An 18101-nucleotide genomic window follows, 5' to 3' on the forward strand; every position below is an offset into this window, starting at 1 on the left:
GTTACTCTTTGTCGGAAAACCTTACTCAACGCTGCTGCCTGTAAGAATACCGAATAGTTGTTGAAGTATTGGCCCAATCTCTTTAAGCGGGCCTTCACTTAACATACTATCGTGGGAACAATTAATATCATGCAAGGTGATGCTTCCTTCAACATACTCCCCCCATAAGTGCGGATCGTAGTTAACATTATCGGCTTCGCTATGGCCTTGTAGTGCCCTAAAGAATATGAGATCACCTTGGAACCGGCTCGGTGAAAACTCGCTGAGCAAATTCGGTGCATCTCGGAACTCGGCAAGAATACGTTCGAAAATATTCTGATCGAGGCTTGCTAATGGATGCTCGATCTCAGACAGCTGTTTTTTCAAGCCAGCCACGCTAAGCTGCTGCTCGTTTTCAGGTGCCGAACCGGTAAATGCCTCAAACATTGCACGCAGGCTTTCCCGATCGGTGCGTACCATGTCTCTGTAAGTCTTCCACAACGGATAACCATCCATAAAGATCAGGACATTGACCGCTTTATTATCCTTTTGCAGCAAGGTGGCTATTTCATGCGCGAGATGGCAACCGAAAGACCAGCCCAGCAATGAATAAGGCCCCTCTGGCTGGATCTTATAAATCTCTGCCAGATAATTTTTCGCCATGTCATAAATTGATGGTGGTACAAGGCCGGTGCTCAACCTGCGAGCCTGAATGCCATAAACAGGCTGCTGCTCGCCCAGATACGGGATCAACCCCGCATAAGACCAACTCAATCCTCCCCCAGGGTGTAAACAGAACAGCGGCGTTTTTTCGCCAGCTGGCTGCAATGGCAGCATGACGTCCAGCATATTGCCACACGAGTTGCTTTCAAGACGCCGCGCCAGCAGTGCAACGGTGGGCGATTCAAACAGGTCACGAATAGTTAGCTTCTCATCCAATTCTTTTTCGATACGCACAACCAACCGTGCTGCCAGCAGTGAATGCCCTCCCAGTGCGAAGAAGTTGTCATCAATACTGATGTGTCCAATACTCAATAACTCGCAGAACTGCGCGTAAAGCCATTTCTCACTTTCAGTCTGTGGTTGGCGGCCTTGCCGCGAACCGAAGTTCGGGTGTGGCAACGCGGCAACATCCAACTTGCCGTTGGCGTTTAATGGTAGTTCTGCCAGCAGCATGACCACAGCAGGCACCATAAAATCAGATAAATGTTCACGCGCATGCTGTTGCAGCAACACCGGTAGATCTTCGTGGCTTGCAAAGGGCACCACATAGGCGACCAATTGTTTATTGCCTGAATGATCCTCACGCGGAATGACCGCCGCTTGCTGCACGGCGGTGTGCTGCTTCAGCACGACTTCGATTTCCCCCAGTTCAATACGGAAACCACGAATTTTCACCTGCTGATCGCGACGGCCAACAAAGTTGAGCACGCCATCACGCCGCCATTTCACCACGTCCCCGGTACGGTACATGCGGCTGCCCGCAGGCCCGAAGGGATCGGCGATAAAATGTGCCGCACTTTGTCCCGGACGCTTAAGATAGCCACGCGCCAAGCCGCGGCCGGCAATGTATAGTTCCCCTGGCGCACCAACTGGCACCGGCTGTAAAAATTCATCTAATACATAGAGGCTAGTGTTATCCAACGCGGCGCCAATAGGAACGTCCAGATAAGGGGCATCTGTTTTCGCAATGGGATAATCCGTAGCGTAGGTGGTGGTTTCCGTTGGGCCATAGATATTCATCAATTCAAGATTGGGCCAATGTTCCCGCACCGCCTGCACCGCACTGGCGGATATCTTTTCACCACCGGTGAATACTTTCTGCAAAGAACCCAGGCATTGCGGATGTTCTTCCGCAATCAGCCTGAATAACCCTGATGTCAGAAATGTGGCGGTTACCTGTTGTTCAACGATGGTCGATGTCAACAGATCCAGATCGAGATCGTCGCCCGGTACGATGACGACCTGATGGCCATTAATCAGAGTGGCCCACAGCTCATAGGTTGAGGCATCAAATGCGTAGGGGGAATGCAACAGAACGCGCTGGTGATGCTCGCTGCGCCAGCGCCGATCGAGAGTCAGGGTAATGACATTATCTTGTGTGGTGGCGATCCCTTTGGGCTGCCCCGTAGAACCTGAGGTAAACATCACGTAGGCCAGATTCTGGGCGCTTACCGGCTCGCTGGCCCACGCAACATTGTTCTGGGTACTGGCGTTGCCTACGGTTTCCACCTGTAAACTGGCCGGCAAAACCACGTGGCTATGTGCATCATCCACCAACGCAACCTGCACCCCGACTTCATCCACTATATGCTGCCAGCGTTCCAATGGATCGCTGGTACGCAGCGGCACATAGAACCCTCCAGCCTTAATTACCGCCAATATGGCGATCACGAGCGACGACGAGCGCTCCATCAGCAATGCAACACCATGTTCCGCTTTCACGCCAAGCTGTTGCAGGCGTTGTGCCAAATCATTGGCGCGCGCGTTCAGTTGTGCATAGGTAAGTTGCTTATCGCCACAACTCAGAGCAATGTGCTCTGGTGCCGCCGCCACCTGTTTTTCAAACAGGCTGGCCAACGACACCAACGGCACTTTCTGTTCCGTGGCATTCCACTCGGTTACCATTTTGCATTGCTGCTCGGCTGTTAACAGTGGAATATTCGCCACGGGTGTGTCTGGTTCTTCTGCAATGAACGACAGCAATCGAACAAGGTATTGCGCGAGCGCCGTCACCGTATCGCGATCAAACAGATCGACGGCATACTCAATCTGGGCATTGAGTGCACACACCTCGCCATCATCGCTATAGACTTCATCAAAATTGAACGTCAGATCGAATTTGGCAGGGGCAAAACCAACCGGCTGCGGCTTTGCCTGCAAATTGGCAAATTGTTGGGTGTTGTCGCCGTTATTTTGCAATACCAACATTACCTGGAACAGCGGATGCCGTGAGGCAGAACGCTCAGGGTTAAGCGCTTCTACCACCCAATCAAAAGGCACATCCTGATTTGCATAGGCAGAAAGCATGAACTCACGCACGCTGGCAAGCAACTGATTAAATTCAGGGTTACCCGCGCAATTTACTCTCAGCACCAGCGTATTGACAAAGAAACCAATCAAATTGGCCATGGCCTCGTCGGCTCGCCCGGCAACGCCTGTGCCCAACGTAATATCATCGCCAGCCCCCATCCGGCTAAGCATGACGGCAACCCCGGTTTGCAGCAACATAAATGGCGTTACGCCCTCATCACGCGCCAGTTTTTTCAGACGGCCATAAAGCGCCTGGTCAATCGCATAGCTGACCCGGGCACCTTGTTGACTCGGTACGGATGAACGCGGGCGATCGGTAGGTAGATAAGTTTCCTGGGGCGATCCTGCCAGCGCGCTACGCCAGAATTCGATTTGCTGTGCGCCGCGTGTGGAGGCATCCTGCACATCCCCCAATAGTTGACGCTGCCATAGCGCGTAGTCGGCGTATTGCACGGTTAGTGGTGCCCACTTCGCTTCCTGGCCCTCGCAGCGCACCTGATAGGCCAAAGACAGATCGTGCAGCATTGGCCCTAACGAACCGCCGTCACAGGCAATGTGGTGAATGACCAGCAGCAGCACATGTTCGTTCTGGTCCGGTAAGTGGAACAGCCACCCACGCAGCGGCAAATCATTTGCCAGATCGAACTGCCAAGCGGCAGCCTTGTCGATGCTTTCCGACAGCTCCTCCGGCGTCACATTGCCGATGATCAAAGACGGTGCCACGCTATCAAGCGCAAGAATATGCTGATAAGGCTGATCAAGATGCAGAGGATATAGCGTGCGCAGAACCTCATGGCGCTGTACCAGATCGCCCAATGCCTGGCGCAATGCTTCATCATTGAGCGACCCATTCAGCTTCAGAGCAAGCGGCATATTATACGCGGCATGATCGTTGCCAATGTTATCTAACAGCCACATTCGCTGCTGGGCAAAGGAAAGGGGTAAATATTCCTCACGAGCCTGGCGCGTGAGCTTTTCACGGCGTTGAGTGCCCTTTGTCGCCAACTGCTCGGCAAACTGCGCCACGGTTGGGTAATCAAACAGTGTGCGGATCGGCAACTCAATGGCTAATGCGCTGGATACGCGGCTAATCAGGCGCATCACTAACAGCGAGTGGCCGCCCAACGCAAAGAAGTTGTCGTCCATGCCTACCGTTTCCAGCCCCAGCACCTCAGCAAACAACCCTGCCAGAATTTCTTCCTGTGCCGTGCGCGGCTGGCGCCGTCTGCCACTATGGTTGAAGTCTGGAGCCGGTAATGCGCGTCTATCCAGTTTCCCATTGACCGTCAAAGGGAAACGCTCAATCTGAAGAATGGCCGCAGGCACCATATAGTCAGGGAGTTTTGCCGCCACGCGGTGGTGCAGTGCCACCGTGTCAATAGCGACGTCACTGTCGCTGGTGATATACCCCACCAATTGTGGATTGCCAGGCTGATCTTTACGCATCAGCACCACGGCTTGGGTGACTTGCGGGTTATCCGCCAGAGCCGCTTCAATTTCCCCCAACTCAATGCGGAAACCACGTAGTTTCACCTGCTGATCGGCTCGGCCTATATAAATCAGCCCGCCTTCGGGCGATCTGAAGGCCAAATCGCCCGAACGGTACATACGGGAACCCGGTTCACCATACGGGTCGGCAACAAAGCGCTCGGCGCTTAACCCCGCACGGTTCAAGTAGCCGCGCGCCAGCCCGGCGCCAGCAATGTACATTTCCCCTTCAACACCTGTAGGAACGTGGCGTAAAGCGTCGTCCAACACATAGATACGCAGATCGGTGATCCCAACGCCAATCGGGCTGCCGGATTGGCTGCGCATCATTGCCGGGGTCAGCGCCTGATAGCTGACGTGCACGGTGGTTTCGGTAATGCCATACATGTTGATTAATTCAGGCACTGCCGAATCGTGGCGTTGGTACCAACGTTCAAGCTGGCTAAGATCCAGAGCTTCCCCACCGAATACCACTTTGCGCAGCGCCAGTGGATATTTCTTCTCGCGCTCGTTTTGATCCGCTTCTATCAATTGATAGAAGGCAGAGGGCGTCTGGTTTAATACCGTGACTTTCTCTTCACTCAGTAGCTTGAGGAATGCTTGAGGATCGCGGCTCACCATAAACGGTACAATGACCAGCCGGCCACCATATAACAATGGTCCCCAGATTTCCCACACTGAAAAATCAAAAGCATACGAATGGAACAGGGTCCAAACGTCATTACGGCCAAAATCGAACCACGATTGCGTTGCTGTAAAGAGCCGTAACACGTTTTCGTGCGGGATCAGCACCCCTTTCGGGTTCCCCGTAGAGCCAGAGGTGTAAATGATATAGGCCAGGCTTGCCGTACTAACCGGCCGTAAAAGTTCATCGGGTTGAAGATCCCGTTTGCTGAACGGCGCCAGGCGCTGCTGATATTCAGGCATATCAACTACCAAATCAGGCGTGGAGCCGTTTAACGTGCCGGCATTTTCTGCGTTGGTGATGATAAGCGTCGGTTTGGCATCAGACACGATAAAACCAAGCCGTTCGGCAGGGTTATGGAGATCCAGCGGTAGATATGCAGCACCAGCTTTTAATACGGCTAACAGCGCAATCAGTGTCTCCATCGAACGTGGCAACGCCAATGCCACGACATCCTCAGTGCCAATGCCGCGGTTCACCAGATAACGAGCCAACTGATTGGCGCGCTGATTAAGTTCGCCATAGCTCAGGCGATCGTTGCCCAGGCTCAGCGCAATCGCATCCGGCGTTTCGCTCGCGCGTTTTTCAAACATTCCATGGAGCGTATCGGCTGGCAATGATGCCAGCACAGGGTAAGGTTGAACCATGGCCTGAACTTCTTGCGCCAGCAGCAACGGTACGCTGCCAATAATCGTCTGCGGATCGTCAATGATGGCATGCAGTATCAGCATGAAGCGCTCGGCCAGATTTGCCACCGTTTGATCATCAAACAGGTCTGGCAATGAGCTGAAACGCAGGGCTAGCATTTCACCCGGAACCGCCACCAACCCAAGCGGGTAATGTGAGGCATCCCCGCCATGGTGCACCGTTAGCGAGATGTTCAGCGCGGTATCAGATTGCTCACTGCTGCCTTCCATGAGCGGGTAGTTCTCGAACACCATCAAGGTATCAAACAGCTCACCGTAACCCGCATCTGCCTGGATAGTCGTCAGGTCAAGATATTGGTAATCAAGCAGCCGGGTTTGCTCTGCCTGTAGGCGTTGCAAAAGTGTAGTAAACGTCTCCGCCAGGCTGAACGTCAGGCGTAATGGCACGGTATTGATTAGCAACCCAACGATGCTTTCCACGCCGGACAATTCACCTGATCGGCCAGAAACCGTGACGCCGAACACCACATCGCTGCACCCCGTCATCCCCCCCAGCAACACACCCCATGCGGCCTGGATCAGTGTATTTACCGTCACGCCAAGCTGTTTGGCGCGTAAGTTCAGTCTCTGGGTGTATGCCGCATCCAGATACTTATGCAACAGATTCGGTTGCAGATTTTCCGTGGTGCGCCCTTTTGCCAGGCAAGTTGGCGCCTCCAGGCCACTTAGCGTTTCGCGCCATACGGCACGCATTTCGTCAACATCACGCGCCGCAATCCATTGCAGATAGTTGCGATAAGGGGTGATCGGCGGCAAGGTGCTGCCTTGCACATCACCCAGATACAGAGTGCATAACTCTTGCAGCAAGATAGGAATTGACCAGCCATCCAGCAACAGGTGATGGTTGGTAAAGACCAGATAATGCTGCTGTGCCGTCAGTTTGACCAGAGTGAATCGCAGCAACGGCGGATCGTGCGGATCAAAGCGCTCATCATAATCGGTCTGTAACAGCGCTGCGAATGCTGGCTGTTGCTGCTCTGGTGGTAGATGGCTCACATCCACCTCACGCCACGGCAACGGTAGCCCCGCCAAGATCAGTTGCACCGGCGTTTCTACGTCTTCGTACTCAAACCCCGCACACAGGTGCGGGTGACGTTGCAGTAAGGTTGTGACGGCCTGTTTCAGCTTTTGGCTATCTAAAACGCCAGCAAGCTGGAAAACCTGCTGCACCTGATACGCATCGCTGCCTTGGGTATCGTACAACATATGAAACAACAGACCTTTCTGTAATGGCGATAACGGTAGTATCTCTTTAATTTCCATATTTATTTTTTCTTCTTCCACTTGGCTTGAAGTTTTTCCAAGCTATTCTGTTTAAGCGATAACATCGTGATGTCCGATGGTGTGAATCCCCCCGCGTCAGGCACCGTAGAAAGCTGCGACATTGCTTTTAGCCAACGGAACCAATGGTTACCCAACACGCTAATACTCTTTTCAGTGTGCAGCGCTCTCGCCCATGACCAGTTGGCAACCAGAACCGGACCTTCCGATCGCTCTTCTACCAACGCATTGAGTGAAAGCGCATGAGGGAGCGCAAAATTGTCATCAACCGTTGTATCCAGCAGATTCGCCTCTGCGGCCACCTGCCAGTCACGATCGCCACCCGCAGCCATGCGGCCCAGATAGTTGAAGCCAATCTGGGCCTGCTGCTGCTGTGACAAGATTGGCCGTGTTTGCGAATTCAGATAGCGTAGCAACCCATATCCAAGGCCGTTCGCAGGCACTTGGCGTAGCTGCTCTTTGATGCGTTTTAGCGCATGACCTAATGAATAAGGGTCTGCTATCTGCGTAGCGCCCGGTTCGAGCCGCACAGGGTACATGCTGGTGAACCAGCCGACGGTACGTGACAGCTCCGTACCGGAAAGTTCTTCACGCCCGTGCCCTTCAAGATCCAGTAGGACATCCGTCTGTGAAGTTTGCCGCCAGTCATTAACGGCCAGAGCAAAGGCGCAGAGCAACACGTCGTTGATACCGGCATGGAAGAGCGCCGGTATCGTCCCCAGCAACGGTTGGGTAAACGCCGCCGGTAACTCAAGCCGCAATGAATCGCTGCCCGCAACGGTGTCTTGCGCCCCGTCTAGCAGGCGGGCAGTCAGCAACGTATCCGGCTTCTCCAGCACCGTTAGCCAGTGATTCAGTTCGTTACGCCGCGCATTGGCCTCTTGCTGCAATTGATACGCCCACGCACGGAAAGAGGTACCCACCGGCAACGTATCCGGCGTTTTCCCCGCGCTTAAGGCTGCCCAAATGTTTTGCAAATCCGGCGCTAAAATACGCCAAGAGACACCGTCCACCACCAAGTGGTGAAGCACCAACATTAGCCGGCCAGGCTGTCCGGCGGATGCGCGGAACCAAACCGCCTGTAGCATTTTGCCCGCCGCCGGATCGAGGCGCTGTTTTACGCGTTGGCTTTCTGCCTTGATGCAGCGTTGTAGTTCCGCCGGCGTGAATGCCTGGCAATCCACCATGCTCAATGCACCATCCACGATGTCTGTCATCATTGGCGGAATAGTCAGCAGGACATCACCGCTCGTGGAACAATTCGCCACCAGGCGCAAGGCATCGTGCTGCTCTAACAGCAGCGCCAACATCTGCCTGAGTTGTTTCTCATCCAGATGTTCCGGCGTTTGCAACAACGTTGCCTGGCTGAACCCGTTGATGTTGCCGGGGTTTTCCATCAACCAATGGATAATTGGCGTAGCGGGTAATTCACCTACCGCGCCAACCCGCGTTTCAGCAACCGTGGAAATGTTCGCCTGCATTTTTCTGGCCAAGGAGGCAACGGTTTTGTGCTCAAAGACCTGGCGTGGTGTGAATATCCAACCAGCCTGGCGCGCACGCGCGACCAGCTGTATCGCAGTGATACTATCGCCCCCCATTTCGAAGAAGCTACTGTCAATATCAATCTGTTCCAGGCCCAATAAATCGGCAAAGAGCGTGCAAAGCAGTTGCTCTTGCGCATTGCGCGGGCCACGGTGATGAGGCTGATGGAAATCAGGCTGCGGCAATGCGCGTCGATCGACTTTACCATTCGGCGTAACCGGAATTGCCGGCAGCATGACGATAGCCACAGGTACCATATATTCCGGCAGGTGGCTACGCAGATATTCGCGTAGTTCTGCGGTATTAACATCCCCTTCATTCGCCACAGCGTAAGCAACTAGTTGGCAAAGCCCCGGCTTATCTTCACGCACGATCACCGTGGCCTGGCTCAGTTGAGGACACTTCAGCAGCAGGGATTCAATTTCACCCAGCTCAATACGGAAACCCCTGATCTTGACCTGATGATCCACACGCCCAGTAAACATTAGCTCACCGTTGGTTTGCCAATAGGCAACATCTCCGGTGCGATACATTCGGCTACCTGCCGCGCCAAACGGGTTCGCCACAAAGCGTTCCGCCGTTAAATCCGGGCGCCGTACGTAGCCACGGGCCAAACTTTCACCTGCGATATACAGCTCGCCTTTTACCCCTGGCGCGACTGGTTGCAAACGCTCATCCAGGACATAGACCTGCATGTTAACGATCGGCGTGCCGATAGGCGGCGCTTTTCCAGCCACCAACGGTTGGCTCATGGTGGCGCAGACCGTGGATTCACTTGGCCCGTAGGCATTGATTATCCGGCGCCCCTGACCCCAATAGTCGATCAGTTCCGGCTGGCAGGCTTCGCCCGCCACCACCAACGTTTCCAACGCAGGCAATGGCTTACGCGGCATAACCGCCAATCCCACCGGCGGTAACGTGGCGTGCGTCACACCCTGAGCCAGCATCAGTTCATACAGCGGCTCCCCCGGTGATAACGCATCACGGCCTGCAACGACCAGCGCCGCACCGCTTAACAGCCCCATACTGATATCCCAGAACGAGGCATCGAAGCTCGGTGAAGCAAACTGCAACACGCGGCTTTGCGGTGTGACATGTAATCGTTCGACCATGCTGGCAACCAGGTTGCTGATACCCCGGTGCGTCACCAGAACACCTTTCGGCAAACCAGTAGAACCAGAGGTATAGATAATGTAGGCCGCATTATTGATGCTCAACTTCCTTGGCAAAGTGATGCTTTCTGCTTGCTGCCGGGCTAATTGCGTATGCAGCGCCGGTTGGTCAATCTGCAAGCTGGAATACTGCGCCCCCAGTTTTTGCACGAACGCAGAATCCGTGATGACCAGCTTAGGCTGAGAGTGTTCCAACATATAATTCAGACGTTCCTGAGGATAATCAGGATCAAGCGGTAAATATGCAGCGCCGGTTTTCAGCGTAGCAATCAGCGCGACAATCAGATTAACCGAATGCGGTAGTGCGATAGCAATGATGTTTTCTGTGCCAACGCCCCTTTCCATCATCAGATTCGCCAACCGGTTAGCCCGTTGATCCAACTGGCTATAAGTCAGCCGTTCGCTTTCCCCCAGCAGGGCAGGCGCATCCGGTGTTGCTTTGGCAAGGGTTTCGAATTGTTCGGCAAACGTCTTGGCCGGCAATTGCCGGGCGGTGTTATTCCATTCGTTGACAATCTGCTGGCGTTCGCGCGCGCTAAACATCTCCAACTCATTGATATTGCAGCATGCATTGTGACTGATGGCCGCCAGAATATTAGCAAAATAGCCCGCCAGGCGCTCAGCGGTTTTGCCGTCAAACAAGTCGGTAGCATATTCAACGATGCCGTTTAATGAGGTTGGCGTTTCTTCAAAGTTGAAGGTCAAATCAAACTTCGCCACCGGTAGCAGCGGTGTACCAACGCGGGTGTTCAGTCCATCAAAATGGACCTCGCCACGGGCGTTGTTTTGCAATACCAACATTACCTGAAACAGCGGATGGCGCGCCAAGGAACGTTCTGGGTTCAGCGTTTCCACCAAGTTTTCAAACGACAGATCCTGATGTTCATACGCCTGCAATGCGCTATCGCGCACGCGCGCCAGCAATTGATCAAAGGTTGGATTCCCAGAAACATCGGTGCGCAACACCAATGTATTGGTGAAAAAACCGATTAGAGGTTCTAGCGCTTCATCGGTACGGCCAGCAATAGACACGCCCAGTGGAATGTCATGACCAGCACCTAACCGGCTCAGCAACACCGCCAAGGCCGCCTGCAACAGCATAAACAGGCTCGCATTCTGCTGCCTTGCTACCTCAAGCAAGCGTGCATAGACCTCTGGATCAACCTCAAAACGCCATTGCCCACCTTGATAGCTTGAGCTTTGTGGCCGTGGCCTGTCAGTTGGCAACTGCAACTCTTCCGGCAGCCCATGCAGCACTTCGCACCAATACGCCAACTGGCGGCTTTGCAGGCTGTCCGTATCACGGGGATCGCCCAGCAGCTCGTGTTGCCACAGGGTGTAATCGGCATACTGCACCTGTAGTGGCGTCCAGTTCGGCGCTTGACCCTGCAACCGAGCATGATACGCCAGCGCCAGATCGCGCAGTAGAGGAGCAAGTGATGCCCCATCACTGGCGATATGGTGCATCAGAAATAAAAGCACATGATGATTCGGTTCAGCATGGAACAGCCAGGCCCGGCAGGGGTTTTCATTTGCTAAATCAAAGATATATTCTGATACTGCCAGCACCTCTTCATCTAAATTCTCAGCAAGGGCGCGGTGCAGCGTCAGTTCGCACCGTGCGTCTTCCCTGCAGGCAATCTGTTGATAAACGTTACCATCCGACAGCTCCTGAAAGCGTGTACGCAGGCTTTCATGGCGCGCCACCACATCATTCAACGCTGCTGCCATGGCAGGAACACTCAATTCCCCCTGCAACTCCAACGTCAACGGCATATTGTAGAGGGATTTACCCCCTTCAATGCGGTCAACCATCCATAGCCGGCGCTGGGCCGCAGACAACGGCAAGCGTTCTGGCCTTGGTTTCACCTGTAACGCTGGGCGCAGTGTGCTCCCTTGCCCCAGGCGCTGCACAAACTGCGCTACCGTTGGTGCTTCAAACAGATCTCGGATGCTGGGGTTCGCCTTTAGCACTTTGCGGATACGGCTAACAAGACGCGATGCCAACAGGGAATGGCCACCCAGATCGAAGAAATTATCGTCGATGCCAACCTGGGACAAACCGAGGACCTCGGCAAACAAGTGACACAGTTTGCTTTCCTGCTCATTGCGTGCGGTTCGCCCGTGGCCAATGTTGAATTCTGGAACGGGTAACACGCGCATATCGACTTTCCCGTTGGCAGTCAGCGGGAATCTCTCTACTACGCTCACGACTGCCGGTACCATAAAGTCAGGCAACCGGGCGCTCAACGTTTGTCGCAGCAATGTGGGTTCACACTGTCCGGTTTCTTCGGCAATGACATACGCGGCCAGTTGTTTATTTCCTTTTTGCGGTTCGAAAATGCACACAAGCGCCTGAGCAACACCTTCCTGCTCCCGCAATGCCGCCTCTATCTCGGCCAGCTCAATGCGGAAACCGCGTATTTTGACCTGCTGATCGCCGCGGTTTAGGTACTCCAGAACCCCTTCCTGCCGCCAACGAACCCAGTCGCCAGAACGGTACATGCGATCGCCACTGCTGCCGAAAGGATTGGCGATAAAGTGTGATGCCGTCAGGCCAGGCTGGTTAAGGTAGCCGCGCGCAAGCCCAGTACCGGCGATATACAACTCGCCAGAAACGCCGACAGGCACAGGTTGCAGGTAGGTATCAAGCACATACACTTGCATACTGTCCAACGGCGTACCAATAGGCACCGAAGCGCTGTCTGGTACGCTATGCATAGCATAGGTTGTTGCAAAGGTGGTGGTTTCGGTTGGCCCGTAGCCGTTCATCATTACCAGCCCAGGGCAGCGCCGCATAACGGTTTCGATAGCGGATTTTGGCAATACATCGCCACCGGCGAGTAACAGGCGCACATTGGCCAGAGAAGAGGCGTGGTTTTCCACCATCAGCCGTAACAGGCCAGCTGTTAGCCACAGGGCGGTTATTTTTTCATTGGCGATGGTCTGCGCCAACACATCGATATCCAGCTCACCTTTTGGCACCACCACTAATTGCCCACCGCACAATAGCGGCACCCAAAACTCGTAGGTCGAGGCATCAAACGCAGCGGGGGAATGCAGCAGCACACGCTGATGATCTTCTGGCAACCAGCGGCGATCGCAGGCTAGCGCTATAACGCTTTCTTGGTTTACCGCAATGCCTTTAGGTTTACCGGTCGACCCAGAGGTATACATAATGTAAGCAAGACTGGAAGGTCCGGCGTTGGTTGCCGGGTTGATTTCTGGCCAGCGTTTCCCAGCAGAATCGGCCACATTACGTATCACAAAGCGCGCCGTTGGCAGATGGTGATCGACATCGGTAATCAATACCGCTGCACCTGCGTCATCCAGCATCATTTGCTGCCGTTCCAGAGGATCACTGGCGCGCAATGGCAGATAGGCCGCACCAGCCTTGATCACCGCCAACGTGGCAATGACCTGATCGATCGAATGCGCCATGAGCAACCCGGCGCAAAACACTTCCGCCCCGGTGAGTTCGCGTAACCGGTGTGCAAGGCGATTGGCCGCGATGTTCAACTGGGCATAGGTTAACGTTTTGCTGCCTTCGCTAACAGCGATAGCGTTTGGTGAACGAGCAGCCTGCTGTTCAAACAGCACACCCAACGACAGGTTTGGCAATTCTACGAGCGTATTGTTCCAAGTTTTGAGCAGTTGTTGACGTTCAAACGTATTTAATAGGCAAATTTCACTAATTTTTTCAGTGGGCCTGTTTGCCATAATGTTCAATACACTGAATAAGCGGTCTACAAATCCCGCAACGGTTTGCGCATCGTAAAGGTCAGTCGCAAATTCAATATGTCCTCTTAAAAGACCTTGTTGTACATCCTCTTTGAAAACAAACAGGAGATCGAACTTTGCCGTTTTAGTTAATACCTCCTGTTGCTCAATACGTAATGGCAAAAAGATATTGCCCAACGGAAATTCCTCTTCCAACACCATCATGACTTGAAATAATGGATGCTTAGACGCGGAACGATGTGGGGTTAAAAGCTCGACAACTTGCTCAAAAGGCAAATCCTGATGCATATAAGCATCAAGTACTGTTTTACGAACCTGTGCTATCAGGGAGACAAAATCAGGATTACCAGAAAGGTTGGTACGTAATACCAATGTATTGGAAAAAAGGCCAATTAATGGCATTTGGGCTTCATCTGTACGACCTAAAACGGGAGTGCCTACCGATATATCATCACCGGCCCCCATTTGATGAAGCAGCACAGCAAGAGCCGTTTTTAGAACCATGAACAGACTGGCTTCCGCTTGTAAAGCCAAGCGTTTTAGACACTGATATATATCCGGAGGAATTGAGAATTTATAGCAATCACCTTTGCTACTTGGCTTCGTGCGCCTGGGTTGCATACTAGCTATTGTTACCTCTTCTGGTAATAACGCTAGCTGGTTACACCAGTAATGTATTTGTTTCGCATACAAACCTACCGATTTTTGCTCATCAGATAGTAATATATGTTGCCATAATGTGTAATCTGCATATTGCACTGGCAAAGGCGGCAGGGAAGAATTTTCTCCTTTCAAGTGAACCTGATAGTAATGGCCCAAATCATGTAGTAGGGGGGAGATAGAACCACCATCTCCCGCAGTGTGATGGATTAATAGCAAGAATATATGCTGCTCGGGTTTTATCCGATACAACCAAGCTTTAATAGGCAATTCTTTATCAAGCTTGAAGATATAACCAGCCTGCTGAGTTAACTCTTTTGTAATTTGAGACTCATCCAACTCGTGAACATGCAATGAGAACGAGATTTCTTCCGTCGATACAATACATTGGCATGGTATATCATCCTGTAGGGTCAGATAAGTACGCAAACTTTCGTGCCGTTTCACTACATCAGACAGCGCTGTTGAAAGTGCGATGGTATCCAATTCACCATAGATGCGTAATGCCATAGGCATATTATATGCACTGCTCCCATTAATCTGTTCCTGTAACCACAGACGTTGCTGGGCAAATGACATTGGCAAGATATTTGGTCGCGGCTGGGAAGTCAGTTTTTCTCGTAGAAAATATTTTTTGTCTGTGTCAGCTATAACCTTGGAAAGCTCTTTAACCGTTGGAGATTCAAAAATAGCTTTTAGCGGTAATTCAATATCTAACTGAGTGCGTACATGAGTAAGTAACTGGATTGCTAGTAGAGAATTTCCACCAAGCTTGAAGAAGCTATCATTAATACCTATCGACTCAAATCCCAAAACCTCCTCAAAGATTTTGCATAAGATTTTTTCCTGGGATGATTCCGGTAAAACTTGCTCATCTGACTTGAATATTGGAGCTAGCAAGGCGTGGCGATCTATTTTACCATTCGGCATCAGTGGAAAACTATCCACTATCATAATAACTGCCGGCAGCATATAGTCAGGTAGATGTTTTTTCAGCCATTTATTTAATTCTTCCGACGAGCAAGAATTGGGTTTGTGCAAAACAACATAGGCTACCAAATATTTGTTGCTGACACTTTCTTTTCCGTACGCAATGACTAGCGCATTCTTTATTAGTGATGATTTCAGGAAGGTATTTTCAATTTCTCCCAACTCAATTCGATAACCACGAATTTTTACTTGATTATCGACACGCCCCAAGAAATTGACATTCATGTCACTTCCCCAGCAAGCCAGATCGCCGGTACGATACATACGCTGCCCTGCGGTTCCAAAGGGATTTGCGACAAATCGCTCGCTGGTCATAGTAGGGAGGTCTAAATAGCCGAGAGCCAATCCATCACCTGCTATATATAGTTCTCCGGGATATCCTACAGGCACAGGCTGAAGAGCCGTATCAAGGATATAGATCTGCGTATTTAGTATTGGTAAACCAATAGAATTTGGCTGCACAGACTTTGCCGTCAGTTCATGTAAAGTAGACCAAATGGTGGTTTCAGTAGGACCATAAACTTGAATGACTCTATGTGCTAGAGACACCATACGTTCAGCCAGGTTCGTAGGCAACGAATCACCACCAACGATTGCGGTGAGGTTACTCAATGAGTTCGGCTGATACTCAACCAATCCTTGCCACAAAGCTGGCGTGCCTTGCAAATGAGTTATTTTATTTCGGACAATTTCCGATGCCAGTAGATTAGGGTCCCGTGTAGTGTCACGAGACGCTAACGCTATTGAAGCTCCATTAACTAATGGTAAGAATATTTCCAAACCTGCGATGTCAAAACCAATCGTTGTAACAGCGAGTATTCGGTTGTCAGGTTTTATTTGCAGTGACATTTGCATTGCGTACAGAAAATTAGTAAGCGAATGGTGTGTAATCACTACTCCCTTAGGATTCCCTGTCGATCCTGATGTAAACAAGATATACGCAGCTTGATTAGCCGTAGTGACTACTCTAATAGGGTTGTGAATTGATTGAGAATCGACTAATAAGGAGATATTGATATCATCTAATTGTATCTGAAGAGCATCTAAACAAAAGTTAAAATTAACATTAATTGACGTCAATACCAGTTTCGGCTTTGCCGTTTCAATAATATATTTCAAACGTTCTTCAGGATAATCAGGATCTAACGGTATATATGTTGCACCTATCTTCGATATAGCTAACAATGCTACAATTAAATCAACGGTCCGAGGTAATAGTAACGCTATGGTGTCATTAGGGAGAAAATGTTGACTTAATAAATAATGACCTAGCTTATTTGATTTTGCATTGAGTTGAGCGTAAGTTAAAGAAATGCCACCAAAATATAACGCTGATTTATTTGGAAATTTTCTTACCTGATCTTCAAAACAATCAGCAAGTGTTAACGAAGGGATTGGTGCCAGAGTTTTATTATTAATAATCTCTAAATTTCTATATTCATTATCATTTAGCAATAACAACGAACCAATAATAGCATCTTGATTTGTTAACAAATCATAAAAAATTTTCAACATCCGAGAAGCATGTTCAGACAACTGTTCTGGAGAATACAACTCACTATTTGCATCAAATCCAAGGGTCAGAGGAACTTCTTTATTATAATCAAAGAAAAAAATATTGAGATCCGAAACAGGTCCATTTGCAATATTGCAAGGTAGTATTTTACTTTGATGAAAATACCCACCATTATCAAAGCTTTCAACGTTTATACTTATTCGATATAATGATTCACCACTATTAGTTATTTTTAAATCACGGCACAGATCTTCATATCTATATTTTTGATGACGTAAGACCGTCATGACTTGTTTCGCCACTCTGGCTAAAACCATCTTCAAGTTCAAATCTGGCGATAGTATCAATCGCATTGGAAGTATATTTGCCATCAATCCTGGTATAATACGTTCTTTCCTTCCAAGCCTTCCTGTTACTGGTAAACCGACTATGACTTCAGAAAGCCCCGTCATGCGATGCAAATAAACGCAAGTTATAGCAATAAGCAAGTTAGGTAATGTGCAATTCATTTCTTTTGCTTTTTTATGCAGTAGGTCAGTTAATTCATAACCCAAACTCACACGATGACGTATTATAGTTCTTAAAGGAGGGGCTATTCTATTCGCCAGGCTAGCAGGGGCAGGAATATCAGCAAATAGGTTTAACCAGTAATCACGGTCACAAATAAATCTGGAAGAATTACGATAATCAATATCACCATCAATAAGCTCCTTAAATTTACCGAATGGGGACGGAGAAGAACCCTCAATAAAATAAGCGTTATATAAACTTATGACACGTTGAATAATGAGTGATGCTCCCAAACCATCCATAACTATATGATGATAACAGTGGAAATACAAAAATTTATTTTCTGCTATTTTTATTAGTAATATTTCGAATGGAAGCTCCTCACAAATATCAAAAGGTTGCTCCGTTGTTACCAATAAGAAATTTTTAGCTTTCTGGAGTGCAATTTCCTCTCGAAAATCGCTGTAATCAATAATTTTTGGTTCATAGTTATTTATAGAGAAAAACCTCTGTTTAATACAATTATCAAATTTATAAAAACGAGAGTGTAAAGCCTCAGCTTCTTCTACTGTTTTTCTAACCGCCTCAGAAAAATATTCGACATTTATATCACCATCAATTATAAAATATTCGCTTATATTATTTATTGACTTATTTTCTATAATTTCGTTGAATGACCAAATTCCAAACTGCGCAGATGTTAAATTATAATATCCATCCTTATTCATATATAGTTCTTCCTTCGCTACAAATGTTATAGGGATAATGTTTTTGTCTGGTGGTTTCGCATAGTAAGT

Annotated in this window: 2 protein-coding genes; both read right to left on the reverse strand. The window is 50.1% G+C overall.

The genetic code is table 11. The features are described 5' to 3' along the window. Positions 1 to 21 precede the first annotated feature (21 nt). A complete protein-coding gene (gene pttC, locus C5469_RS19465; protein WP_166310095.1) occupies positions 22 to 7176 on the reverse strand; it encodes a phototemtide A non-ribosomal peptide synthetase PttC in 7155 nt (2384 codons plus the stop codon). After that, positions 7158 to 18032 carry a phototemtide A non-ribosomal peptide synthetase PttB gene (pttB, locus tag C5469_RS19470; protein WP_166310097.1) on the reverse strand — a complete coding sequence of 3625 codons (10875 nt, stop codon included), beginning with the start codon at positions 18030 to 18032 and terminating at the stop codon, positions 7158 to 7160. Before pttB ends, pttC begins: the two co-directional genes overlap by 19 nt. Positions 18033 to 18101 lie beyond the last annotated feature (69 nt).

The organism is Photorhabdus cinerea, from assembly GCF_011189575.1.
Classification (GTDB): domain Bacteria; phylum Pseudomonadota; class Gammaproteobacteria; order Enterobacterales; family Enterobacteriaceae; genus Photorhabdus; species Photorhabdus cinerea.